Here is a 26,826-nt window from a genome sequence, read left to right as displayed (position 1 = left end):
CCCGCGTAGAAATTTTGTGCGGGTAGTCTGAAGACACCGGTCGGAGACCACCGCCGGGTATCACGGGTATCTGCTCAGCAGACAGCACCACAACACCGGGAGTGCCAGTGGCACGCGTCGTAGTCGACGTCATGCTCAAGCCGGAGATCCTCGACCCCCAGGGCCAGGCGGTCCAGCGTGCGCTGCCGCGCCTGGGTTTCGAAGGCATCTCCGATGTCCGTCAGGGAAAGCGATTCGAACTGGAAGTTGACGGGCCGGTCGACGAGGCCGCGCTCGCCCGCATCCACGATCTTGCGGAATCCTTCCTCGCCAACACCGTGATCGAGGACTTCACCGTCAAGGTGGAGGAAGTCGCGGAGGCCGCGAAGTGACCGCTCGTATTGGCGTCGTCACTTTCCCGGGAAGCCTCGACGACCGTGACACCCAGCGCGCGATCCGGCTCGCGGGTGCGGAACCGGTCGCGCTCTGGCACAAGGACAAGGACCTCCACCAGGTCGACGCGGTGGTCCTTCCCGGCGGTTTCTCCTATGGCGACTATCTGCGGGCCGGCGCCATCTCCCGCTTCTCGCCGGTGATGGAGACGGTCATCGAGCAGGCGAAGGCCGGGCTGCCGGTCCTCGGTATCTGCAACGGCTTCCAGGTCCTCACCGAGGCCCACCTGCTCCCCGGCGCGATGCTCGGCAACAACCACCTGCACTTCATCTGCCGCGACCAGAAGCTGCGGGTGGAGAACACCTCCAGCGCCTGGACGACGGACTACAGCGCCGGCCAGGAGATCTTCATCCCGCTGAAGAACATGGACGGCCGGTACGTCGCCGACGAGTACACGCTCGACAAGCTGGAGGCGGAGGGCCGCGTCGCCTTCCGGTACGTGGACTTCAACCCGAACGGCAGCCTCCGGGACATCGCCGGCATCACCAACGAGGCCGGGAACGTCGTCGGCCTCATGCCGCACCCCGAGCACGCCGTCGAGCCGCTGATCGGCACCGGCCGCACGGACGGTCTCCCCTTCTTCACCTCGATCCTCAAGAAGCTGGTCAACGCATGAGCCGGACGCCTCTGGACACGGTCGAGCACGCGGCCGGGACCCCCGACGTCGAGCTGCCCTGGGCCGAACTGGGCCTGAAGAAGGACGAGTACGAGCGCGTGGTCGAGATCCTCGGCCGCCGCCCGACCGGCGCCGAGCTCGCCATGTACTCGGTCATGTGGTCCGAGCACTGCTCGTACAAGTCCTCCAAGGTCCACCTCCGCCAGTTCGGCGAGAAGGCGCCCCAGTCGGACGCCCTGCTCGTCGGCATCGGCGAGAACGCGGGCGTGGTCGACGTCGGTCAGGGCTACGCGGTCACCTTCAAGGTCGAGTCGCACAACCACCCGTCGTACGTGGAGCCCTACCAGGGCGCGGCCACGGGCGTCGGCGGCATCGTGCGCGACATCATCGCGATGGGCGCGCGTCCGGTGGCCGTGGTCGACCCGCTGCGCTTCGGCGCCGCCGACCACCCCGACACCAAGCGCGTGCTGCCCGGCGTCGTCGCCGGCATCGGCGGCTACGGCAACTGCCTGGGTCTGCCCAACATCGGCGGCGAGGTCGTCTTCGACGCCTGCTACCAGGGCAACCCGCTGGTCAACGCCGGGGCCATCGGCGTCATGCGGCACGAGGACATCCACCTCGCCAAGGCCTCCGGCGCCGGCAACCAGGTCCTCCTGTACGGCGCCCGGACCGGCGGCGACGGCATCGGCGGCGCGTCGATCCTGGCCTCGGAGACCTTCGACGACGCGAAGCCCTCCAAGCGCCCCGCGGTCCAGGTCGGCGACCCCTTCCAGGAGAAGCTCCTCATCGAGTGCACCCTGGAGGCGTTCAGCGAGAAGCTGGTCGTCGGCATCCAGGACCTCGGCGCGGCCGGCCTCTCCTGCGCCACCTCCGAGCTGGCCTCGAACGGCTCCGGCGGCATGACCGTCACCCTGGACGACGTCCCGCTGCGTGACTCGACGCTCTCGCCCGAGGAAATCCTCATGAGCGAGTCGCAGGAACGCATGTGCGCGGTGGTCGAGCCGGCGAAGGTCGCCCGCTTCCTGGAGATCTGCGAGAAGTGGGACGTCATCGCCACCGTCATCGGCGAGGTGACCGACGGCGACCGCCTGGAGATCTTCTGGCACGGCGAGAAGATCGTCGACGTCGACCCGCGCACGGTCGCGCACGACGGCCCGGTCTACGAGCGCCCCTACGCCCGCCCGTCCTGGCAGGACGCCCTCCAGGCGGACGACGCGAACAAGCTCCCCCGGCCCGCTACTTCGGAGGAGCTCAAGCAGCAGGTCCTCCAGCTGGTCGGCTCCCCGAACCAGGCCTCCAAGAAGTGGATCACCTCGCAGTACGACCACTTCGTGCAGGGCAACACGGTGCTGGCCCAGCCCGAGGACTCGGGCATGATCCGCATCGACGAGTCCACGGGCCTCGGCGTCGCCATCGCCACCGACGGCAACGGGCGCTACGCCAAGCTCGACCCGTACGCGGGCGCCCAGCTGGCGCTCTCGGAGGCCTACCGGAACGTGGCGACGACCGGCGCCAAGCCGCTGGCCGTCTCCGACTGCCTGAACTTCGGCTCGCCCGAGGACCCGGCGGTGATGTGGCAGTTCGCGGAGGCCATCCGCGGTCTCGCCGACGCCTGCCAGCAGCTCGGTACCCCGGTGACCGGCGGCAACGTCTCGCTCTACAACCAGACGGGCGAGGTGGCCATCCACCCGACCCCGGTGGTCGCCGTCCTCGGCGTGATCGACGACGTGGCCCGCCGCACGCCGGTCGCCTTCCAGGAGGAGGGGCAGCTGCTCTACCTCCTCGGCGACACGCGTGAGGAGTTCGGCGGCTCGGCCTGGTCCCAGGTCGTCCACGACCACCTGGGCGGCCTGCCGCCGAAGGTGGACCTGGAGCGCGAGCGCCTCCTCGCCGAGATCCTGATCTCCGCCTCCCGCGACGGCATGATCGACTCCGCGCACGACCTGTCCGACGGCGGCCTGATCCAGGCCGTGGTCGAGTCCGCGCTGCTCGGCGGCAAGGGCGCCCGCCTGGTCGTCCCCGACGGCCTCGACGCCTTCACCTTCCTCCTCTCCGAGTCGGCCGGCCGCGCGATCGTCGCCGTCCCGCGCTCCGAGGAGGTCCGCTTCAACGACATGTGCGGAGCCCGGGGCCTCCCGGCAACCCGCATCGGCGTCGTCGACGGCGACTCGGTCGACATCCAGGGCGAGTTCGCCCTCCCCCTCTCCGACCTCCGCGAGGCCCACGAGGGCACGATCGAGGCACTGCTGGCGTGACCTGCGGCACTACGACGAAGGCCCCGCCCGGGTTCATCTCTCCGGGCGGGGCCTTCTCGGCTCATCGGACGTAGTTCTCGACGATCTCCGTGTCGAGTTCGATGCCCATCGGTTCGGGGAGGGCCACCTTCTCGCCGACTCCACCGACATCTGAGACGTGCGCTCGGCCATGACCGTCGTGTTGCCCCCCTCCAGGCGAAGGCCAGTGTCTCCAGGTCCCGGCGGGGCCGGGGCGGCCTCAGCCGTGGATCACGCCCACGGGTGATCGGCCCGGCTCAGCGGCCCCGCCGGCTCAGGCGGGCGCGGACCGCGGTGCGGTCGACGGTGAGTTCGGTGAGGAGTTCTGCCGCGGGGTCCGGGCGCTCGCAGTCGAGGAGGGCCAGGAGCAGGTGTTCCGGGGTGATGCGGCGGCTGTGGGCCTTCCTGGTCTCGGCGAGGGCGCGGGGGAGGACGGCGCGGGCGCCCGAGGTGAACGGGGTTCGTTTGCGGGACGCCGGGATCGGGGCGCGCTCGATGCCCCGGACGTCGATGCCGACCACGGCGAGCGCGGACCGGTCGAGGGCGTCGAGGGCGGCGCGGGCGGTCTCCAGGTCGGTGCCGAGGGCACGGACCGCGCCGGGATCGTGGAGCACCCCCAGCAGGAGGTGCTCGGTGCCGATGCGGCGGTCGCCGCGCAGCGTGGTTTCTTCGAGGGCCGACGCGACGGTCGCCCGGGCCTCTGCCGCGAACTGTTCGAACATGGTCGTCTCACTTCCCGTACTTGGCGTGGACGGACTGCCGGGAGACGCCGAGGGCGTCCCCGATCTGCTCCCAGGACCATCCCTGTTCCCGTGCGCGCACCACGGCCGCCGCCTCGACCTGCTCGGCCAGCCGGTGCAGGGCACCCACCGCCCGCAGTCCCACCGCGGGGTCGTGCGACCTGAGACGTTCTGAGAGATCTCCTGCGTTCATGTCTGTCAGTCTGGATTGACGAGCCGTCGCATGTCAACCCAGACTGACAGAGAGCCCGCGGGGATATGCGGTGAAGGAGTGGAGACGCCTCTTCGGACCCGGATGTCCCGCCGCTAACCTCCGGAAAAGTGACTTGCCAACTGCCGATACACATGGGGTAGTTGGAGGGGTGGCACATCCGTGAGCGAGCTGGGGGAGCAGCCGGATGGAGATCAGGTTCCAAGCGTCGGGATCCGCCCGCGAGGACGAACTGCATTCCCTGTACGACTGGTTGGCGGCCGACCGCGCCCTGCGCGGCCAGGTGCGGGTGACCCGGGTCGCGGAAGCCGGTGCGGGCGCCGGCCGGATGGGCCCCGGCCTGGACGCCGTCCTCGCGGTGCTGTCCACCGTGAGCAGCGTGGGTCAGCTCCACCTGTCGTATCTGGCCTGGCGGCACAGCCGCCGACCGCGCAGCCGGGTCAGTGTCGAGATCACCGGCGATCCCGACCAGGTGGCGGACCTCATGCGCAGGTTCGCGGAGGCCGACGACGCGGACGGGGAGCCGCAGTGACGGACACCGTGCCCGTCGAGAGCTTCGGCCGGATCGACCCGGAACGTTCCGCCTGCGTCCTGATCGGCGTGGACGACTACACCCGCCTGGACCCGTTGCGCAGCGTCAACCTCAACCTCAGGGAGCTGCGCGCCGCGCTCACCGACCCGGACATCTGGGGCATCCCCGACGATGAACGGAAGCGGATCCGTACGGTCGCCAACCCGGCCTCCCCGGCCGAGCTGGTCGGCCCGATCCGCGAGGCCGCCGCGCTCGCCGAGGACACGCTGATCGTCTACTACGCCGGTCACGGGCTCATCGACCGCCACGAACGGCAGCTGCTGCTCACCCTGCCGGACTCGGTCGAGGACCAGCCGGACACCTGTGTCCGCTCCGGCGACGTCCGCCGCGCCATCCGTGACACGGGTTCCGCGCTGCGCCGGGTCCTGATCCTCGACTGCTGCTTCAGCGGCCAGGTGCTGACGGAGATGACGGACGGCCACGGCCAGGACGTCCAGGTGGCGGTGTCGACGCTGCGGGACGTCGAGGGCGCGTACGTCATGACCTCCGCCCCGCGCGACCGTCCCTCCCACGCCCCCGACCCCAAGCGCTGCACCCTGTTCACCGGTGCCCTCGTCGACGTCATGCGCCAGGGCCTGCCGGACGGCCCGGAGATGCTCGGCCTGCGCGACCTCTTCCTGGAGGCCAAGAGACGTATCCACACCCTCAAGCCCGAGGTCCCGCAGGAACCGCAGGACGAGGACCACAACGGCGTCGGCGGCCTCGACTTCGTCCGCAACGTCGCCAAAGGGCCCCGGTGGCCCCTCCAGGTCCCCCTGCCGCCTCCCACACGATGGCAGCGCATCCGCACCCCCGTTCTCTCCGTGACCGCGGCCGCCGTCGGTCTCGCCCTCGGCCTGGGCGCCCCGCCTCTCGTCCACTGGTGGCACGACACCCACCCGGCCGCCGCTGCCGGGCCCTGCGCGATCCCCTCGCCGGACGACCCGGCGGCGCCCCGCGCCGTACTGCTCGACCACTCCGACGCGCTGAACAAGAAGAGCGTCGACTACGAGGACATCTACGGCCTGTCCGCCCTGGCCCTCGTCTCGCAGGGCAAGGACGTCAAGGCGCTGGCGCTCGCCGACAACGCCCCGGGCCGGGTCTGGCCCGTCACCCTCGGGTCCCCGTTCAACCTCGGTCCCAGCGCTGGCACGGCCGTGCCGCTGCGCCGCGCGGACGGCACGAAGTTCCCGATCGACGGCGACTGGTACGACGGCGAGGGCATGGTCATCGAGCGGAGCGGCAAGACCATGCTGGTCTCCTCCGAGACCGGCCCGGCCATCCGCCGCTTCGACGTCGCCACCGGGCGGCAGGTCGGCAAGGACTTCGTCATCCCGAAGAAGCTGCGCTACGCGCCCGACGGTTCCGCGCAGACCGGCCGCAGCATCGAGTCCCTCGCCGTCTCCCCGGACGGCCGCCACCTCTACGCCGGCTGGGAGGGGCCGCTGGCCGACGACGGTGACACCCGCGGCCGGGGCATCATCCGCATCCAGCGCTACACCGGAACACCCGGCGGCGACTACACCCCGGACGGGCAGTACGCGTTCCTCGTCGACGACGGCATGTACCTGTCCGAGCTGACCGCCATCGACGACAACGGCGACCTCCTCGCGCTGGAACGCCAGTACGTCGCCGGTCTCGGCTCGGAGATCCGGATCGTCCAGCTCTCCCTCGCCCACGCCGAGGACGTCACGAAGCTGAACTCCCTGTGGCACCAGTCCGCCAGCATCTACGCCACCGACGAACTGGTCGTCGACATGGCCACCTGCCCGGCGGGCGGCCCCGGCGCGGTCGCCGTCCCGGCCTCGAACCCGCAGCACCCCCTCCTCGACAACGTGGAGGGCATGGCCCTCGGCACCCCCTGGACGTCCGGCAGGTACAAGGGCTGGCAACCGCTCTACCTGGTCTCCGACGACAACGACAGCGAAACCCAGATCACGCGCTTCTACTCGCTGGCCGTGAAGCTGCGCCGCTGAACGCCGATGAATAGGCTCACCGCCATGCCCCAGGCCAAGAAGCGCGCCCGCAGTTACGACGCGGCCAGAACCCGTACGGCGGTTCTCGCCCAGTTCGCGAACGTGCGGGACGCCGTCCGCACCCTCACCCCCGAGCAGCTCGCGCTCCCCACCCGGCTGACGGGGTGGACCGTACGGGACCTGGTCGCCCACATCGGCATGGCGGTCACCGCCGTCCACCGGGCCCTGGACCAGCCCGAGCCGGGGAAAGCCGACGCGGTGCTGCTCGACTGGCCGTTCGGGACCTCGGGCAACGCCGCCGCCATCGACGACTTCACCCGGCGCCTCGCCGCCGGCCACCCCGACCCGGACGCCTACCTCGCCGAGGCCGAGGCCGGCCTCCGCGCCCTGCTCGACGCGCACCCCGGCACCCGGCTGCTCGCCACCAGCGCCGGCGCGATGTCCCTCGACGACTATCTGGTCACCCGGACCGTCGAGCTCGTCGTCCACACCGACGACCTCGCCGCGGCGGTCCCGGGGCTCGACGTCCCCTACGACCGGCAGGCCCTCGCCGCCTGCACCCGGCTGCTCGCCGACGCGCTCGCGGTCAAGGCGCCCGGCGGGTCGACCGAGGTGCGGGTGCCGCCGTACGCCGTCGTGCAGTGCGTCGAAGGGCCCCGGCACACCCGGGGGACCCCGCCGAACGTCGTCGAGACCGACCCGCTGACCTGGATCCGGCTGGCCACCGGACGGCTGGCGTGGAAGGAGGCCGTGGCGGACGCCAGGGTCAGCGCCAGCGGCGAGCGGGCGGATCTCGGGGCGTACCTGCCCGTCATGGGGTGAGGGAACCGATCACCCGGGGCGCGCCGTCGAAACGGTATGTACGGGTACGGGTTGAAACAGCGCATGCGCCGTATGACCCTGGCGAGGGTGGTGGCCGCCGCCCTGATCGCTCTGCTCGCGGTGGCCTGTGGCGGTGGGAGAGGCGGAACCGTGGGGACTGTGCCGGCCGTGACCGGGATCGACTGGACCGTCGACAGCGTGACCGTCGACGGCGCCACCCAGCGCGCCCCGGCGCACGCCCACATGAAGATCGAGGACGGCCGCGCGGCCGGCAGCCTCGGCTGCAACCAGTTCAGCGGACCGGTGGAGATCACCGGCGACCAGCTCCGGCTCAGCCAACTCCGCACCACGCGGATGGCCTGCGACAACGCGCGGATGACCTTCGAGCGCGCCCTCTCCCGCACGCTCACCTCGGGACCGCTGACCATGACCGGCGAGGGCGGGAAACTCACCCTCACCGCGACCGGCGGGGACCGCGTCCAGCTGTCCAGGACCTGACCGCGACCCGGGCCGCGGCGCCCTCGCGACCCCCCGAATGATGTGCGACACCTCACTCAGGGATACGGTGCGAGGGGGTTGCGCGGGCACCGGTCCGCCCGAACCGGCACCGCCTGGAGAAAGCTCCCACCCCGCTGACCTGCGAAAATGGAGAAAGCCACAAGCGTGTCCGTGGTCGTAGATCCATTACGGCCGGGTATCCCCAATTCGGACCAGTGGTCGATCTCGCCTACACTCGGTGCCGTGCCACGTGGTGACGGTCTCCTCAATCACGATCTGCTCCCCGGTGAGAAGGGCCCCCAGGACGCTTGCGGCGTCTTCGGAGTCTGGGCTCCCGGTGAAGAGGTCGCCAAGCTCACGTACTTCGGGCTGTACGCCCTCCAGCATCGGGGCCAGGAATCCGCGGGTATCGCGGTCAGCAACGGCTCCCAGATCCTCGTCTTCAAGGACATGGGCCTCGTCTCCCAGGTCTTCGACGAGACGTCCCTCGGCTCGCTCCAGGGCCATATCGCGGTCGGTCACGCCCGCTACTCGACCACCGGTGCCTCCGTGTGGGAGAACGCCCAGCCGACGTTCCGCGCCACCGCGCACGGTTCGATCGCGCTCGGCCACAACGGCAACCTCGTCAACACGGCGCAGCTCGCCGAGATGGTCGCCGAACTCCCCAAGGACCACAACGGCCGGTCCACCCGGGTCGCGGCCACCAACGACACCGACCTGCTCACCGCCCTCCTCGCGGCCCAGGTCGACGAGGACGGCAAGCCGCTGACCGTCGAGGAGGCCGCCCCCGTGGTCCTCCCGAAGGTGCGCGGAGCCTTCTCCCTCGTCTTCATGGACGAGCACACCCTCTACGCCGCCCGCGACCCGCAGGGCATCCGCCCGCTGGTCCTCGGCCGCCTGGAGCGCGGCTGGGTGGTCGCCTCGGAGTCCGGCGCGCTCGACATCTGCGGCGCCAGCTTCGTCCGCGAGATCGAGCCGGGCGAGTTCGTCGCCATCGACGAGAACGGCCTGCGCACCTCGCGATTCGCGGACGCGAAGCCCAAGGGCTGTGTCTTCGAGTACGTGTACCTGGCCCGCCCCGACACCGACATCGCCGGGCGGAACGTCTACCTCTCCCGCGTGGAGATGGGCCGGATGCTCGCCAAGGAAGCCCCGGTCGACGCCGACCTGGTGATAGCGACCCCGGAATCCGGCACCCCGGCCGCCATCGGCTACGCGGAGGCCTCCGGCATCCCCTTCGGCAACGGTCTGGTCAAGAACGCCTACGTCGGCCGGACCTTCATCCAGCCCTCGCAGACCATCCGGCAGCTCGGCATCCGCCTGAAGCTGAACCCGCTGAAGGAAGTCATCAAGGGCAAGCGCCTGGTCGTCGTCGACGACTCGATCGTCCGCGGCAACACCCAGCGGGCGCTGGTGCGGATGCTGCGGGAGGCGGGCGCGGCCGAGGTCCACATCCGGATCTCCTCGCCGCCGGTCAAGTGGCCGTGCTTCTTCGGCATCGACTTCGCCACCCGCGCCGAGCTCATCGCCAACGGCATGACCATCGAGGAGATCGGCACCTCGCTCGGCGCCGACTCCCTGGCGTACATCTCCATCGACGGCATGATCGAGGCGACCACCATCGCCAAGCCGAACCTGTGCCGCGCCTGCTTCGACGGCGAGTACCCGATGGAGCTCCCGGACCCCGAGCTGCTCGGCAAGCAGCTCCTGGAGACCGAGCTGGCGGCCGGTCCGGCAGCCACGGCCGCGGCCGACGCGATCCGTCGCCCGTAAGCCCCGTCATCAACCCGAAAGATCCCAGGCAATGTCTGAGAGCCCTGTTTCCGGTGCTTCCTACGCGGCTGCCGGCGTCGACATCGAGGCGGGCGACCGCGCCGTAGAGCTGATGAAGGAGTGGGTGAAGAAGACGCGGCGCCCCGAGGTCCTCGGCGGCCTCGGCGGCTTCGCCGGCCTCTTCGACGCCTCCGCCCTCAAGAACTACGAGCGCCCGCTGCTGGCCTCCGCCACGGACGGCGTGGGCACCAAGGTGGACATCGCGCGGCAGCTCGGCGTCTACGACACCATCGGCCACGACCTGGTCGCCATGGTCATGGACGACATCGTGGTGTGCGGTGCCGAACCGCTGTTCATGACCGACTACATCTGCGTCGGCAAGGTCCACCCGGAGCGGGTCGCCGCCATCGTCAAGGGCATCGCCGAAGGCTGTGTGCTGGCCGGCTGCGCCCTCGTGGGCGGCGAGACGGCCGAGCACCCGGGCCTGCTCGGCCCGGACGACTTCGACGTCGCAGGCGCCGGTACGGGCGTCGTGGAGGCCGACCGGCTGCTCGGCGCGGATCGTATCCGTACGGGTGACGCGGTGATCGCCATGGCGTCCTCCGGGCTTCACTCGAACGGGTACTCCCTGGTCCGGCACGTGCTGCTGAACCAGGCGGGCCTCGCCCTCGACGCGCACATCGAGGACCTCGGCCGGACCCTCGGCGAGGAGCTCCTGGAGCCGACCAAGATCTACTCGCTGGACTGCCTGGCCCTCATGCGGACGGCGGAGGTGCACGCCTTCAGCCACATCACCGGCGGCGGACTCGCCGCGAACCTGGCCCGGGTGATCCCGGACCACCTGCACGCGATCGTCGACCGCGCCACCTGGACCCCGGGCCCGATCTTCGACCTGGTCGGCCGCACCGGCAGCGTCGAGCGGCTCGAACTGGAGAAGACGCTCAACATGGGCGTCGGCATGATGGCGATCGTCCCGCAGGAATCGGTGGACGTGGCGCTGACCGCACTGGCCGACCGCGGGGTCGACGCCTGGGTCGCCGGTGAGATCACCGAGCGCGGCGAGCACACCACCGGCGCGGAACTGGTGGGGGATCACCCACAGAACTAGCCTCTCCGGCGATTGAGGAGCGGGGTCCGGGGCAGCGCCCCGTGACCCCAGCACAAAACCCGGTCCGGCGATGAAACCCCGGACCGGGCAAGTGAAGCGGCTCAGCAGCCGCCGGAGTCAAGCACCGCGACGATGCTGGGAGTGCGGACCGGACTGGTCGTCCTCGTCCTCGTCCTCATCATCGTCGTTGTAGAGATCCGCGTACTGGGCGTACGGGTCGTCGTCCTCGTCGTCGTCCTCGAACGGCTCGCCGTTCGGCGGCTGGCTCGAAGTCGATGCGCCCAGCTCGCTGGCCAGACGTGACAGGTCAGTCCCACCGCTGTTGTACTTCAGCTGGCGGGCGACCTTCGTCTGCTTGGCCTTGGCCCGGCCGCGCCCCATGGCTCGACCCCCTCGGTGACGGGGCTCGACGGCCCCAGAGTCTGACACGCGTTCATGATCCGGAACGGGCTCTCCTCGGAGAGACCGGTCCGTAGGGCTTCCACGGTACCTGAGCCCGCGCCCATACGGTACGTCGCCCGCACCACGCGCCTGGCTGCACGACCCGCGAGGTGCCCCGTCCCCGCTGGTCAACCACGATTTTAACCACTTCCTGGCGGCCGACCCGCCGACGAACGTGAGAGTTCTCTCCAAGTGCCCGCCGGCGGGTACCGGAAATCCGTCCGGAAACCCGGTGTTCGGTCAGTGTCCGCCCGCCGTTGCCGCTTCGTGCATCCGCTGTTCGGCGATCCGGTCGGCCGCCGCGGCCGGCGGAATCCCGTCGTCCTTCGCACGTGCGAAGATGGCCAGCGTGGTGTCGAAGATCTTCGCCGCCTTCGCCTTGCACCGCTCGAAGTCGAACCCGTGCAGCTCGTCGGCGACCTGGATCACCCCGCCGGCGTTCACCACGTAGTCCGGCGCGTAGAGGATCCCGCGGTCGGCGAGGTCCTTCTCGACGCCCGGGTGGGCGAGCTGGTTGTTGGCCGCGCCGCACACCACCTCGGCGGTCAGCACCGGCACGGACGCGTCGTTCAGGGCGCCGCCGAGCGCGCAGGGGGCGTAGACGTCGAGGCCCTCGACGCGGATCAGGGCGTCGGTGTCGGCGACGGCCCGCACGCCGGGGTGCTTGTCGGCGATGCGCCGGACGGCTTCCTGCCGTACGTCCGTGATCACGACCTCTGCGCCCTCGTCCAGCAGGTGCTCCACCAGGTGGTGGCCGACCTTGCCGACGCCCGCGATGCCGACGGTGCGGCCGCGCAGCGAGGGGTCGCCCCACAGGTGCTGGGCGCTGGCCCGCATGCCCTGGTAGACGCCGAACGCGGTGAGGACGGAGGAGTCGCCGGCGCCGCCGTTCTCCGGGGAGCGGCCGGTGGTCCAGCGGCACTCGCGGGCCACCACGTCCATGTCGGCGACGTACGTGCCGACGTCGCAGGCGGTGACGTACCGGCCGCCGAGCGAGGCCACGAACCGCCCGTAGGCGAGCAGCAGCTCCTCGGTCTTGTCGCGGTCCGGGTCCCCGATGATCACGGCCTTGCCGCCGCCGTGGTCGAGCCCGGCCATGGCGTTCTTGTACGACATCCCGCGCGCGAGGTTGAGGGCGTCGGCGACGGCCTCCTCCTCGTTGGCGTACGGGTAGAAGCGGGTGCCGCCGAGGGCGGGGCCCAGCGCGGTGGAGTGGATGGCGATGACGGCCTTGAGGCCGCTCTTGCGGTCCTGACAGAGCACGACCTGCTCGTGACCGCCCTGGTCCGAGTGGAACAGGGTGTGCAGGACGCCGGTGGAAACGTCGGTCACTGTGGTGACTCCCGGTTGTGTCGCGTGTGTCGCGGCGGGTGGAAGCGGGGGCTCCCGTAAGGGTGGCGGGGGCCGTGGCATGAGCGTAGAGCCATTGCCCGTACACCATCCGCGCAGTGTTCAGGATCACTCTGCCGTGCCGTGTGTGCACGTATGAGCGTGGGACGATTTGCTGTGGTTTCCGCGGCCGGCCCCGGCCGGCTCCGTCATGGCTCCGCCGTGGGTTCCGCTGGTTTCGAGCCCGGTCCGATGGGGAGGGAGCAGGCGTGCCCAAGGTGTCCTCGGTGGTCGTCCCGTATGCGACGTACCTGCGTGTGTACGAGCCGCTGGCAGCCTTCCCCGACCGGGAGCGCGACCACTGGACGCGCTACGCCCGCCGTCCGGAGCGCCCCTCCTACCAGGACGAACTCCGGCGCTCCCTGGCCGACTTGCTGCCCACCCCGCCGGTTCCGGTGCCGGTGCAGGAGAGCGCCGACGCCTTCGTGCTGGAGGTCGACAGCGTCGTCTGCGTCTGCCCGTGGCGGACCCGGCTGCGCGGCTGGCAGGCGCTGCAGGAACTCTCCGACGAACTGCCGAAGCCGGTCCTGGACGCGATGCTGCCGCCGGTCGTGCGCCGGCAGGCCACGGTGGACTACGAGCGCTGGCTGGTCCGCAATCCCGACTCCCGGCCCTGGATCCGCACCGCGACCTGGCAGGTGCCGCTGAACTGGTTCGTGCTGGTCTCCGACGAGGAGCGCCGGTACGAGAAGGGCACCGGGGAGATCCCGCCGATGCTGCGCTACCGCACGCCCATGGTGCAGGCCAGGCGCCGGGTGGCCCGGGCGCTGCGCACGCTCAAGGACACCGTGGAGGAAGGGCCGCTGATCGACGGCCTGGTGGACGTCGGCCGCTGGCTGGAGGAGTTCCATCCGCGCTCGGTGGTCGAACTGGACTACGGCGGACTCGTGCACGCCCTGCCGGCCGGGGACCTGGAGGGCGACCACTCGGCGGCCGACGTGGCGGCCGGCATCGAGGCGCTGCGCCAGGGCGACGGGGCGGCGGCCGGCGAGGCGTACGGGCGCCTGGTGGAGCGCTGGCGGGGTGTACGGGACCGGCGTTCGGCGAACTGAGAGCCGAACCGCGAGCCGGGCTGAGTGCCGGTGCCCACTGCTCCGTACTAGGTGACGGGACGTCTGGTGCGGTTTACAACCGGATGACACCTGCGTGACGTGTGTGCGGTGAGTGATGCACGTCACGGCCCAGAAGGCATGAAACAACGTACGTTGACGGCACTTCAGTGAACGCACTGGACGTTGGGTCCCGATCCGGGCTTTTGCGTCAAGGGTGACGGATAGCACTTACACGGCTCTTGCGCCTCTTGCCACTCCTCGTGCCAAAATAGGACAAGGAGTCCGGGGAGGGCTCCATCCGTCCAAGTGTGGTGCACTGTGGGCGGATTCTCGGTATTACGTGCTTTGGGGGGTCTCGTGACTCCTGATCGTCCTGTGACTGATCGTCACAGTGGCGTGACTGTCCGCTATGGCATGGTCCATCGGCTTCCGCGGCTGATGCCTACCTGGGAGGGCAATTCCATCGGTTTGGCCGACGCGGCTGGACGGATGGTGTAGTTGTAGTGCCGAGGACAAGCCGTTCGTCCTATAACCGACTCGACTCGCGTCCGCCATTTCGGGCAACGCGGGTCAAGGTGCAGAATTTAGAGGAAAGAACCGAGAAGGTTCGGTTCTCCCGAGGAGGCCGCTCATGACCGCTCGCACCCCTGATGCCGAGCCGCTGCTGACCCCGGCTGAGGTCGCCACGATGTTCCGCGTCGACCCCAAGACGGTCACGCGGTGGGCGAAGGCCGGCAAGCTCACGTCGATTCGCACGCTCGGCGGACACCGCCGCTACCGCGAGGCTGAGGTGCGCGCCCTGCTGGCGGGCATCCCGCAGCAGCGCAGCGAAGCCTGATCCAACTGAATATCGGGCAAACCGACCGGTCCCCCAACTGGCCGAAACGCCCGAAACCCTAGCTACAAGCGACGCGGGACCTGCCCCAACAGGGCCCACGCCCAGGCCGACAAGAACCTCTCAGGCAAGCGACACAGGGTGCGTCGTAGATCGCGCTGGACTCCGCCGGGTCCAGCGCGATCTTTTTTGTGCGTCCATGAGGTCCCGTGGGGGCTTCGCCCACCGTAACCAGCGCCTCTGTGAGCAGCCTTGTCGGAGTCTGGGGATCGCTGTCGGATCTGCTGTGCGGGACTCCGGAGGGGGGCCGGGGGCCGGTCCGGGGTGGGTCCGGGAGGGGTCTACAGGGTGGTGCAATTGCACATATTAAATCGACCAGTTGTAGGAAGGGGGTAAGTAGCGCCGTTTCGGAAACTCATGCGGTGACACCCGTCACATACCGCACGGGTTGTTTGTACTGCCCCGGGTGCGCTAGAGGAGTCTCGCGCTCCACCGGCCCCTGGGGGAAGGGGGGTTGGGCCGGGCGCCGGCCGTGTGCCGTCACGCGCCGACGGGGTCCGGGTCCTCCGTGGCGTCCTCGGCGGGCTCCGCGGGGTGCGGGGCGGAGTCCATCGCCAGCCGCAGCAGCTGATGGCAGACCGCGCAGTGGCGGGTCAGATGCCGGTACGACGAGGCGGCCGCCAGATGGGCCCTCAGCAACGCCCGCGTCTCGTGCCGCACCGAAGCCGCCATACGCCACCTCCAGAGGGGGCCGACACCAACCAGGCCCTCCCTCCTGGGTAGCCAGCGAATGTGACGCCGTCAAGGGCGCCGACCGCGACGCGCCACGCCCCGGATCGACCGCCCATGAGCGATCCGGCGCTCTTCCCGCCCGCTTTCTTTCGGAACCCGGCTGGCCACGGGCATGCGAAAGGCCCGCTTCCCTTCGAAGGGGAGCGGGCCTCAGCGCTGTGCGGTCCTGACGGGATTTGCTGAATCCGATTGCGGCTGCGCCGCGGGCGCGGCCTCCACCTCGACAGGGGGTGGGCGGTGTTGTTGCCGGCGATACGAGTGAGGCCCGCACCTCTTCACGGGGTGCGGGCCTCAGCCACTATGCGGTCCTGACGGGATTTGAACCCGCGGCCTCCACCTTGACAGGGTGGCGAGCACTCCAAGCTGCTCCACAGGACCTTGTTTCGCGGCACTTTGTCTTGCGTTGTGCTGCGAGAAGGACTGTACAGGAGGGGGCGGGTCCTGGTCGAACTCACCCAGCGTGCCCGGTCGGTTACGGAGCCGCGGTGTCGATCGCCTTCACGATCCGCTTGTCGGAGACCGGGTACGCCGTGCCCAGCGCGTGCGCGAAGTAGCTGACCCGCAGCTCCTCCAGCATCCAGCGGATGTCCAGGACCTGCTGCGGCACCGGCCGGCCCTTCGGCAGCTGCTCCAGGAGCCAGGCGTACTCGTCCTGCATCTCGTGGACCTTCTCCATGCGGGTGGTGTCCCGCTGGACGTTGGTCGGCATCTGCTGGAGCCGGCGGTCGGCCGCCACCAGGTAGCGCATCAGATCGGGCAGCCGTCGTATACCGGCCCAGGTGACGAAGCCGGGCTTCACGAGGGCGTCCAGCTGCTTGCGGACGTCGGTCAGGTTCGCAAGGAGCGCGGGGCTCCGTACACCCTTCAGACGGCGCTCACAGGCCTGCCAGGCGGCCAGGACCTGCTGCACCTGCCCGACCGTACGGACCGTCGTGTCGACGATCTCGGCGCGCACCTTGTCGTAGAGCTTCCGGTACGACTCCTCGTCCCAGACCGGACCCCCGAAGTCGGCGATCAGCTTGTCCGCCGCCGCCATCGCGCAGTCGTCGAACAGGGCCTGGATCGTGCCGTGCGGGTTCGCCGACAGCGCGAGCTTCTGGGCGTTCGTCAGCTTCTCCGACGCGAACTTCGCAGGGTTCACCGGGATGTTGCGGAGGATGAGCCGGCGGGTGCCCTTCCACATCGCCTCGGTCTGCTCCTCCTCGGTGTCGAAGAGGCGGACCGAGACCGTGTCGCCGTCGTCGACGAGGGCCGGGTAGGCCTTCACCGGCTGGCCGGCCCGGCGGGTCTCGAAGACGCGGGTGAGGGTGCCGATCGTCCAGTCCGTGAGGCCCTTGCGCTCCAGGGACTCGCCGCCCTCGCGGGAGGCGGTGGCCGCGGCGGCCTGGGAGAGGGCCTGGCGTGCCTTCGGCTTCAGCCGGAGCTTCAGCGCCTCCAGGTCCTTGTCCTCGGCCAGCTTCCGGCGCCGTTCGTCGACGATCCGGAAGGTGATCTTCAGATGGTCCGGGACCTTCGCCCAGTCGAAGTCCTCGGCCTCGAAGGGCACGCCGACCATGCGTTTGAGTTCGCGGGCCATGGTGGTGGTCAGGGGCTCCTGCAACGGCACCGCCCTGTCCAGGAAACGCTGCGCGAAGTTCGGGGCCGGCACGTAGTTGCGGCGGATCGGCTTCGGGAGGGTGCGGATCAGCTCCGTGACCACCTCTTCCCTGAGGCCCGGGATCTGCCAGTCGAAGGCTTCGTCCGTCACCTGGTTGAGGACCTGGAGCGGGATGTGCACGGTCACGCCGTCCGCGTCCGCGCCCGGCTCGAACTGGTACGTCACCCGGAACTTCAGCTGCCCCTGCCGCCAGGAGTCCGGGTAGTCGGCCTTGGTGACCGCCTCCGCCGACTCCCGGATCAACATCTCGCGCTCGAAGTCCAGGAACTCCGGCTGCTCGTGCCGCTTGTGCTTCCACCAGGAGTCGAAGTGCGCGCCGGAGACGACGTGCTCGGGCACCCGCTGGTCGTAGAAGTCGAAGAGCGTGTCGTCGTCGACGACGATGTCCCGGCGCCGCGCCCGGTGCTCCAGCTCCTCGACCTCGCTCAGCAGCCTGCGGTTGTCGGCGAAGAACTTGTGGTGGGTCCGCCAGTCGCCCTCGACCAGGGCGTTGCGAATGAAAAGCTCGCGGCTGGCCTCGGGGTCGATCCGGCCGTAGTTGACCTTCCGGTCGGCGACGATCGGTACGCCGTACAGCGTGACCTTCTCGAACGCCATCACGGCCGCCTGGTCCTTCTCCCAGTGCGGTTCGCTGTACGTCCGCTTCAGGAGGTGCTCGGCGAGGGGTTCCACCCACTCCGGCTCGATCCTGGCGTTGACCCGGGCCCAGAGTCTGCTGGTCTCCACCAGCTCGGCCGACATCACGAACCGCGGCGTCTTCTTGAACAGCGCCGAGCCGGGGAAGATCGCGAACTTGGCGCTGCGGGCCCCCAGGTACTCGTTCTTCGCGCCGTCCTTCACGTCCTTCATCCCGATGTGGGAGAGGAGCCCGGCGAGCAGGGAGACGTGGACGCGGTCGCCGGGGGCGTCCTCCTCGTTGAGGTGGATGCCCATCTGCTTGGCGACCGTGCGCAGCTGCGTGTAGATGTCCTGCCACTCCCGGATGCGCAGGAAGTTCAGGTACTCCTGCTTGCACATCCGCCGGAAGGAGCTGGAGCCGCGCTCCTTCTGCTGCTCCCTGACGTACCTCCACAGGTTGAGGAAGGCGAGGAAGTCGCTGGTCTCGTCACGGAAGCGGGCGTGCTGCTGGTCGGCCTGGGTCTGCTTGTCGGCCGGGCGTTCACGCGGGTCCTGGATGGAGAGCGCGGCGGCGATGACCATGACCTCGCGGACACAGCCGTTCTTGTCGGCCTCCAGGACCATGCGGGCCAGGCGCGGGTCGACGGGCAGCTGGGCGAGCTTGCGGCCGCTGTCGGTGAGCCGCTTGCGGGTGTCCTTCTCGTCCGGGTTCAGGGCGCCCAGCTCCTGGAGCAGCTGCACACCGTCCCGGATGTTGCGGTGGTCCGGCGGGTCGATGAAGGGGAACTTCTCGATGTCGCCGAGGCCGGCCGCGGTCATCTGCAGGATGACGGAGGCGAGGTTGGTCCGCAGGATCTCGGCGTCGGTGAACTCCGGGCGGGCGAGGAAGTCCTCCTCGTCGTAGAGCCGGATGCAGACGCCGTCCGACGTACGGCCGCAGCGGCCCTTGCGCTGGTTCGCGCTGGCCTGCGAGATCGCCTCGATGGGCAGCCGCTGCACCTTGGTGCGGTGGCTGTAGCGGCTGATCCGGGCGAAGCCGGGGTCGATGACGTACTTGATGCCGGGCACGGTGAGGGAGGTCTCGGCGACGTTGGTCGCCAGAACGATCCTGCGTCCGGTGTGCGGCTGGAAGACCCGGTGCTGCTCGGCGTGCGAGAGCCGGGCGTACAGCGGCAGTACCTCGGTGAACCGGTAGTTCTTCTTCTGCAGCGCGTCGGCGGTGTCCCGGATCTCGCGCTCTCCCGAGAGAAAGACGAGGATGTCGCCCTTGCCCTCGGCCTGGAGCTCCTCGACGGCGTCGCAGATGGCGGTGATCTGGTCGCGGTCGGTGTCCTCGGAGTCCTCTTCGAGGAGGGGCCGGTAGCGGACCTCCACGGGGTACGTCCGGCCGCTGACCTCGACGATCGGGGCGTCCCCGAAGTGCCGGGAGAACCGCTCGGGGTCGATGGTGGCGGAGGTGATGACGACCTTGAGGTCGGGCCGGCGCGGCAGCAGCTGGGCCAGGTAGCCCAGCAGGAAGTCGATGTTGAGGGACCGCTCGTGGGCCTCGTCGATGATGATCGTGTCGTAGGCGCGCAGCTCGCGGTCGGTCTGGATCTCGGCGAGCAGGATGCCGTCCGTCATCAGCTTGACGAAGGTGGCGTCGGGGTTCACCTGGTCGGTGAAGCGGACCTTCCAGCCGACGGCCTCCCCGAGGGGCGTCCGCAGCTCCTCGGCGACCCGCTCGGCGACGGTACGGGCGGCGATCCGGCGGGGCTGGGTGTGCCCGATCATGCCGCGTACGCCGCGTCCGAGCTCCAGACAGATCTTGGGGATCTGGGTGGTCTTCCCGGAGCCGGTCTCACCGGCGACGATCACGACCTGGTGGTCGCGTATCGCCTCCGCGATCTCGTCCTTCTTCTGGCTGACGGGCAGCTGCTCGGGGTACGAGACGGCGGGTACGACGGCGCGCCGGCCGGCCATCCGCTCCTCGGCCCTGGCGACCTCCGCCTCGATCTCGGCGAGGACGGCGGCCCGGGCCTCCGGTTTACGGATCTTGCGCGCGCCTTCCAGCCTGCGCCCGAGCCGGTGCGCGTCGCGCAGTGAGAGCTCGGTCAGGCGAGGGGCGAGGGGGCCCAGGGCGGGGGCGGGATGCGTAGACATACGCGGTCCAGGATCTCACCTCGGAGAAATTCCTGGCGAACGCTTTTGCCTCCGGCGGTTTGGCCGAGGGTGCCGGGGCGGGTGCGGTGTTTCGGGTGCGGGTGGGCGGGGGGTGCTCGCGCAGTTCCCCGCGCCCCTTACGGAGCCTGCGCAGCCGTGTCCCTACGGGGTTCGCTGGGTGGGGGCGGTGGGGGTGTCGGCGGGGGGCGCGGCGGCGGTTGCGGCGGAGGCCGCTGCCATGGACTTGGCCGTGTTCGAGACGGCCTTGATGCCCAGGTACGCCGTGGTCATGCTGCTCACCGCCGTGAAGGCGGCGGTGAGGACGCCGATGATCACGGACTCGTTGCCGTTGAGCCGCCAGACGCCGAAGACCGCGACTCCGGCGATTGCGAGGTTGCTGACGACGACGGCGAGGAGGCCGTAGCGCGCACGGTCCTTCTCCAGCTGTATGTCCTGGTCCCGGCTCATCTTCCCCACCCTGGCGACGTGTTGACCCGCCAGAACCTAGCGGCGGCGGGTCACGACGCCAAGGAGATTCAGGACGTGGCGGGTAAGAGGTCGCACGCACAACGGAGTCGGCCGGTGGAGTGCTGTCAGGCTGCACGCATGAGTGAGACGGTCTTTCGGTACACGGGCAGACAACGCGTGGTGATGTGGGCATGGGCGCTGCTGATGGCGGTGTGGGCGGGGGCCGTGACGGTGGACGCCGGCCGGGACCTCGCCGCGCACCGGATCGGCGCGGCCGTGCCCCTGTGGCTGGTGCTGGGACTCATACCGACCGTGCTGTTCGTTGTGCTGGCCGGCATGTCGACGGGGGTCACCCGCATCGACGCCCAGGGTCTGCGTACCCGGGGGATGACCGGGCGGCGGCGGGTGGCCTGGTCGGAGATCGAGAGCGTCCACGAGCTCGCGGGCCGGGGCCGCCGGGGCACGATCACGCAGATCGGCGTCACCAGGTCCGACGGAAAGTCCTTCCTGCTGCCCATCCCCTATACGTCCGGAGTCATCCTCGAAGACCCCGACTTCTACGACAAGCTCCTGCTGATCCGCCGGGAGTGGAAGAAGCACACCGGGGCGGGCGGGGCATGAGCGGCGACGCATGAAAACAGCCCCTCCGGAATCCCGGAGGGGCTGTCTGTTGTGGCTGGGGCCGGGGTCGAACCGGCGACCTATCGCTTTTCAGGCGATCGCTCGTACCAACTGAGCTACCCAGCCACGAGGTTTCACGTGAAACCCCAGCGGTCCTGACGGGATTTGAACCCGCGGCCTCCACCTTGACAGGGTGGCGAGCACTCCAAGCTGCTCCACAGGACCAAGCTGTGCGTGCAACAGTGTTGCACACGATCTTGCGTGCCCCCAACGGGATTCGAACCCGTGCTACCGCCTTGAAAGGGCGGCGTCCTGGGCCGCTAGACGATGAGGGCGTACTACCAGGTGCTGCTCTGCTTCGTCTGTGCGTCCAGGGACGTGAGAAGCATGTGACTCCGCTTCCCCTGTAAGGTTCCGCTTCTCTTTCGCCTCTTGTCGAGGTTCCGGACGGTCAAGCCCTGACCGGCGCCCTTGGGCACGACGTGACTGTACTACGAGGGCGGGACCTGGGCCAAACCGATAGCTGCGCAGGCTCAGGGCTGGTTGCCTTCCGGGAGGTGACGGCTGACCTCGGCCGTCGTCTCGCCCAGGCCGCCCAGTTTGATCTCGTCCCAGGCCTGGAGCCGGCGGCTGTCCCGGTCGAAGTAGAGGATCGAGGCCTCGATCGGGTCCGGGTACCTGCCCTCCACGGCCCGCAGCCCGCTGCCGCCCGTGGAGCCCTCCACGCGGAGCCGGGTGCCGTGCGGGAGGAGCTCGGTCTGCTCGTGGTGGAGGTGGCCCGCCAGGACCAGGGGCACCTCGCCGTCCGTCATCCGGGCCGCCGACGGCTCGTGGACGATCGCGACGTCCACCGGGGTGTCCGCCGCCCGCTGCTCCCGCAGGGCCGTGGCGAGGCGGTCCCCGGCCAGCTCCTCGGCCGCGTCGCCGCCGGGGACGGACGAGCGGTCGGGGGTGAACTGGGGGTCGCCGATCCCGGCGAAGCGCAGCCCGGCGATCGTCTCGGCGCGGCCGTCGTCCAGGACGTGCACGTTCTTCATCCGGGAGAGGTAGCGCTGGGTGGTGCGCGAGTCGTGGTTGCCCCGGACCCAGACGTACGGCACGCCCAGGTCGGCGACGGGGTCCAGGAAGCCGTTCTCGGCCGCGGTGCCGTGGTCCATGGTGTCGCCGGAGTCGACGATCACGTTCACCTTGTACTGCTCCACCAGCGAGGCGATGATCTTCCAGCTCGCCGGGTTCAGGTGGATGTCGGAGACGTGCAGGACGCGGAGGGTGGCCGGGTCCGGGGAGTAGGCGGGGAGCGTGGACGTGACGTCGTACAGCTTCGTCACGTTGGTGACCAGGCGGGCAAGTTCCTTCTGGTAGACGTCGAATTCGGTGACGATGCTGCGCGCGTTGCCGACCAGGGCCGGGGCGGAGGAGAGCAGGCCGGAGAACCTCGGTTCCAGGACCGACTCGGGGTTCCAGGTGGCGAACGCGGTCGCGCCGGACGAGGCGAGCAGGGCGAGGGCGAGGCCGCCGGCGGTCAGGGCGCGGCGCGGGCGGCGGTAGACGGCGAGGCCGAGGGCGGTGGCGCCGGCGACGACGGCCACGCAGGAGCGTACGGCCAGGTCGAGGGTGCCGTGCTCGACGTCGTGGGCGACCTCGTCCTGGAGTCCGGAGAGGCGCTCGGGGTGGTCCACCAGCGCCTGGGCGCGGACCGGGTCGAGCTGGTCGACGTTGACGTCGAGGCGGACGGGGCCGGCGTGGGTGTCCAGGTAGAGGGCGCCCAGCGGGGAGACGTTGATCTTCGTGCCGCCGGTGAAGGACGGGCGCAGGGTCATCGTCGTGTCCATCGGACCGACCTGGGCACGGACGTTCCCGACGATCAGCAGGCCGAGCCAGGCGCCGACGAGGACGACGGCGGCCAGGCCGAGGACGCGGCTCCAGGCGGGCGGCCGGTGCGCCTCGGGGGCCAGTTCCAGGACGGGCAGGGGGGCGCGGGTTCCGGTTCGGGGCCCGGCCTCGGCTCGGGCTGGGGACCGGGCTCGGGTTCGGGTGCGGACGCGGGCCATTGGTGCCGTATGCCCAGGCTTGGGGGCTGATATGCGGGGCCCGTGGCTTGCATGTCCGGGGGTTCGCGGCTCTCGTACGGGCGTTCCGTACCGGACAATGGGCCTGTGCTGGAGATGACGCGCGAGGAGTTCGAGGAACTGGTCGCCGAGGCGCTCGACCGGATCCCGCCGGAGCTGACCCGGCTGATGGACAACGTGGCGGTGTTCGTCGAGGACGAGCCGGACGATCCGTCGGACCCCGAGCTGCTCGGGCTCTACGAGGGGACTCCGCTCACCGACCGCGGGGAGTGGTACGCGGGTGTGCTGCCGGACCGGATCACCGTCTACCGCGGGCCGACGCTGCGGATGTGCGCGTCGCGCGAGGAGGTCGTCGCGGAGACCGAGGTGACGGTGGTGCACGAGATCGCCCACCACTTCGGCATCGACGACGCCCGCCTGCACGCGCTGGGGTACGGCTGACGGGTGCCCCGCGCGTTGCGTGTCCTCTTGTGGGCGGCGGGAGTTGGGCAGGTTGACTTCTTTCTCCGCCCCGGAGGTGGCCGCCGTGCGCCCCTTGTACGTACCCGTCCGTCTGGCCGTCACGGTGATGGCGGTCGCGGCCGCCGCCGGCTGCGTGAACGTGGGGGACGACGCGGGCAGGGCGAAGCCGTCGCACTCCGCGGGGCACCGGGACGGTCAGGTGGCGGACGGCGGGACCGGGGTGTCCGGCGAGGGCGACGCGGGGTACGGCGGTGCCGTGGCCGACGGGAAGCGCGGGCACGGGGAGAAGGCGAAGCCGGGGGAGTCGGCGTCGGCGTCCGCGAAGCCGACGAAGGGGTCGAGCGCGGTGCCGGCGGTGCCGGTGAAGCCGGGCGGGAGCGCGCCGCCGGGGGTGCCGGCCGGGCCCACCGGGGCCCCGACGACGCCCGCGCCGCCGGCCGCCTCGCCCACCCCGCCGCCGGACTCCCCCACCCCGCCGCCCCCGGCGAGCGATCCGCCGTCGGCCGAGCCGTCCTCGTCGGCGCACGAGGACACGGGGACGCAGCTGGTCCAGCGGGAGCCGGCGCCGGCGGCGGGGACACCGGCGTAAGCGGGGGCTGGGTGCCGTTGCGGCGGTGGAAGCTCTGGTGATCTCGGGTCGGGGAAGAAGACGGTGGGGTCGGGTGTTGGGGGACCTGTAGGGCTACGCGTCCGGTCTGTCTGATCCGGTGTACGTGATCCGGTGTAGGTGATCCGTGTGTCGGTGGACTGGCGTGAGCGTCGACAGGGTTGTGGTGGGGCTGCTGTGAGCTGCGAGGATGTGGCTCGGTTTGCCTTCGTGGGTGTTGGGTGCGTATGGTGGTAGATCGTTTGATCCCATTTGCCCGGCGCCACCGCAGAGCGCGCCGTGTGGCGCGTACTCTCCCTTGCCGTGGCGGACCGCATTGAGGCGGTCGTGAGCGAATCACGGAGTTGACGGGCGCGTGCCGAAGAGACTCCGGAAGGTTTCGCATTCGCATGTCCGTGTCCAGTAATGATCAGATCGTCGTGCCCGAGAACACCCAGGACGACGAGCTGGTGACCCAGGTCTCCGAGGAGACCGCTGACACCACCGACACCACCCCCCAGACCACCTTCGCCGACCTCGGCCTCCCCGAGGGCGTCGTGCGCAAGCTCGCGCAGAACGGCGTGACGACCCCCTTCCCGATCCAGGCCGCGACCATCCCGGACGCTTTGGCCGGCAAGGACATCCTCGGCCGTGGCCGCACCGGCTCCGGCAAGACCCTCTCCTTCGGTCTGCCCACCCTGGCCACCCTGGCCGGCGGCCGTACCGAGAAGAAGCGCCCGCGCGCCGTCATCCTCACCCCCACCCGTGAGCTGGCGATGCAGGTCGCGGACGCCCTCCAGCCCTACGGCGACGTCGTCGGCCTGAAGATGAAGGTCGTCTGCGGCGGTACATCCATGGGCAACCAGATCTACGCCCTGGAGCGCGGCGTCGACATCCTCGTCGCCACCCCGGGCCGTCTGCGCGACATCATCAACCGCGGCGCCTGCTCCCTGGAGGACGTGCAGATCGCGGTCCTCGACGAGGCCGACCAGATGTCCGACCTGGGCTTCCTGCCCGAGGTCACCGAGCTGCTCGACCAAATCCCGGCCGGCGGCCAGCGCATGCTCTTCTCCGCGACCATGGAGAACGAGATCTCCACGCTGGTCAAGCGCTACCTGGTCGACCCGGTCTCGCACGAGGTCGACGCCGCCCAGGGCGCGGTCACGACCATGTCGCACCACATCCTCATCGTGAAGCCCAAGGACAAGGCGCCGGTCACCGCGGCCATCGCCTCCCGCAAGGGCCGCACGATCATCTTCGTCCGCACCCAGCTGGGCGCCGACCGCGTCGCCGAGCAGCTGCGCGACTCGGGTGTGAAGGCCGACGCGCTGCACGGCGGTATGACGCAGGGGGCCCGGACCCGGACCCTCGCCGACTTCAAGGACGGTTACGTCAACGTCCTCGTCGCCACCGACGTCGCCGCCCGCGGCATCCACGTCGACGGCATCGACCTGGTGCTGAACGTCGACCCGGCCGGCGACCACAAGGACTACCTGCACCGGGCCGGCCGTACCGCCCGCGCGGGCCGCACCGGCACGGTCGTCTCCCTCTCCCTGCCGCACCAGCGCCGCCAGATCTTCCGGCTGATGGAGGACGCGGGCGTCGACGCCGGGCGTCACATCATCAACTCCGGTACGGCCTTCGAGCCCGAGGTCGCCGAGATCACCGGCGCCCGTTCGATGACCGAGGTCCAGTCCGAGTCCGCGGCCAACGCGGCGCAGCAGGCCGAGCGCGAGGTCGCCCAGCTCACCAAGGAGCTGGAGCGGGCGCAGCGCCGGGCCGCCGAACTGCGCGACGAGGCCGACCGGCTGGTCGCCCGGGCCGCCCGCGAGCGCGGCGAGGACCCGGAGACCGCGGTGGCCGAGGCGCAGGCCGAGGCCGAGGCCGTGGTGGTCGAGGAGGCCGCCGTGGCGGCCGAGCCGACGGTTCCGGCGGCGCGGGAGACCGAGCGCCGGGACAACCGGGAGCGTGGCTTCGAGAAGCGTTCCTTCGACCGTGACCGGGACCGCGGCGACCGCCCGTTCAACCGTGACCGGGACCGTGGCTTCGAGCGCCGTGACGACCGTCGTGACGACCGCGGTGGCCGTCCCTTCGAGCGCCGGGAAAACCGCGAGCGCGGTTTCGAGCGCCGTGACGACCGCCGTCCCTTCGACCGCGACGACCGTGGCGGCGACCGTGGTGGCCGTTCCTTCGACCGCGACCGGGACCGCACCGACCGTCCGTTCAACCGTGACCGCCGGGACGACCGTGGTGGCTTCCGCCGCGACGAGCGTCGTGACGACCGGGGCGACCGCGGCAACCAGGGTGACCGCGGCGGGTTCCGCCGTGACGACCGCGGTGGCCGTTCCTTCGACCGTGACCGTGACGACCGTGGCGGCCGCTCCTTCGAGCGTCGCGACGACCGCGGCGGCTTCCGCCGGGACGACCGTCCCTCCGGCCACCGTGGCAGCGACCGTCCGTTCAACCGCGACCGCCGCGACGACCGCCCGGGCTTCCGCAGCGGCGGCCACAGCGGCCACGACCGCCCGTTCGGCCGTCGTGACGACCACCGTGGTTCGTCCTCCGGCTCCACCGGCTCCTTCGGCCGCCGTGACGACAAGCCGCGCTGGAAGCGCAACGGCTGACACCGAGTGAGCTGAGGAAGGGCCCGTACGACGACCTGTCGTACGGGCCC

The 26,826-nt window shown here is 70.3% G+C and carries 23 protein-coding genes and 4 tRNA genes; 14 read left to right on the top strand and 13 right to left on the bottom strand.

Annotation, left to right across the window (positions count from 1 at the left end; all coding sequences use genetic code 11):
• Positions 1-107: 107 nt before the first annotated feature.
• From purS to purL, 3 genes are read left to right on the top strand one after another with little or no spacing between them, the layout of a single operon-like run.
• On the top strand, positions 108-371 hold the full coding sequence (gene purS, locus ACGF5O_RS16980) for a phosphoribosylformylglycinamidine synthase subunit PurS (protein ID WP_015659417.1): 264 nt from the start codon (positions 108-110) through the stop codon (positions 369-371).
• On the top strand, positions 368-1,048 hold the full coding sequence (gene purQ, locus ACGF5O_RS16975) for a phosphoribosylformylglycinamidine synthase subunit PurQ (protein WP_393810671.1): 681 nt from the start codon (positions 368-370) through the stop codon (positions 1,046-1,048). The genes purS and purQ overlap by 4 nt, the downstream gene beginning before the upstream one ends.
• On the top strand, positions 1,045-3,303 hold the full coding sequence (gene purL, locus ACGF5O_RS16970; RefSeq protein WP_393810670.1) for a phosphoribosylformylglycinamidine synthase subunit PurL: 2,259 nt from the start codon (positions 1,045-1,047) through the stop codon (positions 3,301-3,303). Before purQ ends, purL begins: the two co-directional genes overlap by 4 nt.
• 275 nt (positions 3,304-3,578) lie before the next feature.
• Here purL and ACGF5O_RS16965 read toward each other — a convergent pair whose 3' ends face one another.
• Together ACGF5O_RS16965 and ACGF5O_RS16960 are read right to left on the bottom strand one after the other, a co-directional pair.
• Positions 3,579-4,043 carry a Clp protease N-terminal domain-containing protein gene (locus ACGF5O_RS16965; protein ID WP_393810669.1) on the bottom strand — a complete coding sequence of 155 codons (465 nt, stop codon included), beginning with the start codon at positions 4,041-4,043 and terminating at the stop codon, positions 3,579-3,581.
• 7 nt (positions 4,044-4,050) lie between these two features.
• Complete coding sequence (locus ACGF5O_RS16960) at positions 4,051-4,254, bottom strand: helix-turn-helix domain-containing protein (protein ID WP_351485525.1); 204 nt, start codon at positions 4,252-4,254, stop codon at positions 4,051-4,053.
• A gap of 205 nt (positions 4,255-4,459) precedes the next feature.
• Here ACGF5O_RS16960 and ACGF5O_RS16955 point away from each other — a divergent pair, with 205 nt between their 5' ends.
• From ACGF5O_RS16955 to purM, 6 genes are all read left to right on the top strand, one after another.
• The gene (locus tag ACGF5O_RS16955) at positions 4,460-4,804 is read left to right on the top strand and encodes a hypothetical protein (protein WP_393810668.1); all 345 of its coding nucleotides are present in this window, start codon (positions 4,460-4,462) and stop codon (positions 4,802-4,804) included.
• The gene (locus tag ACGF5O_RS16950; RefSeq protein ID WP_393810667.1) at positions 4,801-6,819 is read left to right on the top strand and encodes an esterase-like activity of phytase family protein; all 2,019 of its coding nucleotides are present in this window, start codon (positions 4,801-4,803) and stop codon (positions 6,817-6,819) included. The genes ACGF5O_RS16955 and ACGF5O_RS16950 overlap by 4 nt, the downstream gene beginning before the upstream one ends.
• A 24-nt stretch (positions 6,820-6,843) precedes the next feature.
• A complete protein-coding gene (locus ACGF5O_RS16945; RefSeq protein ID WP_393810666.1) occupies positions 6,844-7,641 on the top strand; it encodes a sterol carrier family protein in 798 nt (265 codons plus the stop codon).
• Positions 7,642-7,704: 63 nt separating this feature from the next.
• Entirely contained in the window at positions 7,705-8,139 is a 435-nt protein-coding gene (locus ACGF5O_RS16940; RefSeq protein WP_393810665.1) for an META domain-containing protein, read from the top strand.
• A 243-nt stretch (positions 8,140-8,382) separates the two neighbouring features.
• Complete coding sequence (gene purF / locus ACGF5O_RS16935) at positions 8,383-9,912, top strand: amidophosphoribosyltransferase (RefSeq protein ID WP_393810664.1); 1,530 nt, start codon at positions 8,383-8,385, stop codon at positions 9,910-9,912.
• A 31-nt stretch (positions 9,913-9,943) separates the two neighbouring features.
• On the top strand, positions 9,944-11,020 hold the full coding sequence (gene purM, locus ACGF5O_RS16930; protein ID WP_393810663.1) for a phosphoribosylformylglycinamidine cyclo-ligase: 1,077 nt from the start codon (positions 9,944-9,946) through the stop codon (positions 11,018-11,020).
• A gap of 117 nt (positions 11,021-11,137) precedes the next feature.
• Here purM and ACGF5O_RS16925 read toward each other — a convergent pair whose 3' ends face one another.
• The gene (locus ACGF5O_RS16925; protein WP_046733692.1) at positions 11,138-11,401 is read right to left on the bottom strand and encodes a DUF3073 domain-containing protein; all 264 of its coding nucleotides are present in this window, start codon (positions 11,399-11,401) and stop codon (positions 11,138-11,140) included.
• A 300-nt stretch (positions 11,402-11,701) separates the two neighbouring features.
• Positions 11,702-12,793 carry a Leu/Phe/Val dehydrogenase gene (locus ACGF5O_RS16920; RefSeq protein ID WP_393810662.1) on the bottom strand — a complete coding sequence of 364 codons (1,092 nt, stop codon included), beginning with the start codon at positions 12,791-12,793 and terminating at the stop codon, positions 11,702-11,704.
• 266 nt (positions 12,794-13,059) lie between these two features.
• Between ACGF5O_RS16920 and ACGF5O_RS16915 the strand changes: the two genes are divergently transcribed.
• A complete protein-coding gene (locus tag ACGF5O_RS16915) occupies positions 13,060-13,902 on the top strand; it encodes a hypothetical protein (RefSeq protein ID WP_393810661.1) in 843 nt (280 codons plus the stop codon).
• 631 nt (positions 13,903-14,533) lie between these two features.
• Positions 14,534-14,740 carry a developmental transcriptional regulator BldC gene (gene bldC, locus ACGF5O_RS16910; protein WP_003949541.1) on the top strand — a complete coding sequence of 69 codons (207 nt, stop codon included), beginning with the start codon at positions 14,534-14,536 and terminating at the stop codon, positions 14,738-14,740.
• Positions 14,741-15,277: 537 nt separating this feature from the next.
• Here the strand turns inward: bldC and ACGF5O_RS16905 are convergent.
• The 4 genes from ACGF5O_RS16905 to ACGF5O_RS16890 form a co-directional block, all read right to left on the bottom strand.
• Entirely contained in the window at positions 15,278-15,469 is a 192-nt protein-coding gene (locus ACGF5O_RS16905; RefSeq protein WP_393810660.1) for a DUF6274 family protein, read from the bottom strand.
• Positions 15,470-15,832: 363 nt separating this feature from the next.
• A tRNA-Asp gene (locus ACGF5O_RS16900) sits at positions 15,833-15,907 on the bottom strand.
• A 94-nt stretch (positions 15,908-16,001) separates the two neighbouring features.
• Positions 16,002-19,946: an ATP-dependent RNA helicase HrpA gene (gene hrpA, locus ACGF5O_RS16895; protein WP_393810659.1), complete on the bottom strand. Its 3,945-nt coding sequence runs from the start codon at positions 19,944-19,946 to the stop codon at positions 16,002-16,004.
• Between the two features lie 162 nt (positions 19,947-20,108).
• Positions 20,109-20,414 carry a hypothetical protein gene (locus ACGF5O_RS16890; RefSeq protein ID WP_393810658.1) on the bottom strand — a complete coding sequence of 102 codons (306 nt, stop codon included), beginning with the start codon at positions 20,412-20,414 and terminating at the stop codon, positions 20,109-20,111.
• A 138-nt stretch (positions 20,415-20,552) separates the two neighbouring features.
• Here ACGF5O_RS16890 and ACGF5O_RS16885 point away from each other — a divergent pair, with 138 nt between their 5' ends.
• Entirely contained in the window at positions 20,553-21,035 is a 483-nt protein-coding gene (locus ACGF5O_RS16885) for a PH domain-containing protein (RefSeq protein WP_393810657.1), read from the top strand.
• Between the two features lie 52 nt (positions 21,036-21,087).
• On the opposite strand, the gene ACGF5O_RS16880 is transcribed toward ACGF5O_RS16885, so the two are convergent.
• The 4 genes from ACGF5O_RS16880 to ACGF5O_RS16865 form a co-directional block, all read right to left on the bottom strand.
• Positions 21,088-21,161 (bottom strand) — tRNA-Phe (locus ACGF5O_RS16880).
• Positions 21,162-21,185: 24 nt separating this feature from the next.
• Positions 21,186-21,260 (bottom strand) — tRNA-Asp (locus ACGF5O_RS16875).
• Between the two features lie 37 nt (positions 21,261-21,297).
• Positions 21,298-21,370 (bottom strand) — tRNA-Glu (locus tag ACGF5O_RS16870).
• Between the two features lie 198 nt (positions 21,371-21,568).
• Entirely contained in the window at positions 21,569-23,086 is a 1,518-nt protein-coding gene (locus ACGF5O_RS16865; RefSeq protein WP_393810656.1) for a metallophosphoesterase, read from the bottom strand.
• A gap of 105 nt (positions 23,087-23,191) precedes the next feature.
• On the opposite strand from ACGF5O_RS16865, the gene ACGF5O_RS16860 reads away from it, so the two are divergent.
• On the top strand, positions 23,192-23,545 hold the full coding sequence (locus ACGF5O_RS16860) for a metallopeptidase family protein (protein WP_218162377.1): 354 nt from the start codon (positions 23,192-23,194) through the stop codon (positions 23,543-23,545).
• 216 nt (positions 23,546-23,761) lie between these two features.
• Here ACGF5O_RS16860 and ACGF5O_RS16855 read toward each other — a convergent pair whose 3' ends face one another.
• Positions 23,762-24,100 carry a hypothetical protein gene (locus ACGF5O_RS16855; RefSeq protein ID WP_393810655.1) on the bottom strand — a complete coding sequence of 113 codons (339 nt, stop codon included), beginning with the start codon at positions 24,098-24,100 and terminating at the stop codon, positions 23,762-23,764.
• Between the two features lie 462 nt (positions 24,101-24,562).
• Here ACGF5O_RS16855 and ACGF5O_RS16850 point away from each other — a divergent pair, with 462 nt between their 5' ends.
• A complete protein-coding gene (locus ACGF5O_RS16850) occupies positions 24,563-26,776 on the top strand; it encodes a DEAD/DEAH box helicase (protein WP_393810654.1) in 2,214 nt (737 codons plus the stop codon).
• Positions 26,777-26,826: the final 50 nt, after the last annotated feature.

The sequence above is a fragment of the Streptomyces sp. NPDC048291 genome, assembly GCF_043201715.1.
In the GTDB taxonomy this organism is placed as follows: domain Bacteria; phylum Actinomycetota; class Actinomycetes; order Streptomycetales; family Streptomycetaceae; genus Streptomyces.
The sequence above is the reverse complement of the archived record's forward strand: the minus strand, read 5'-3'. Positions and strand labels throughout refer to the sequence as shown.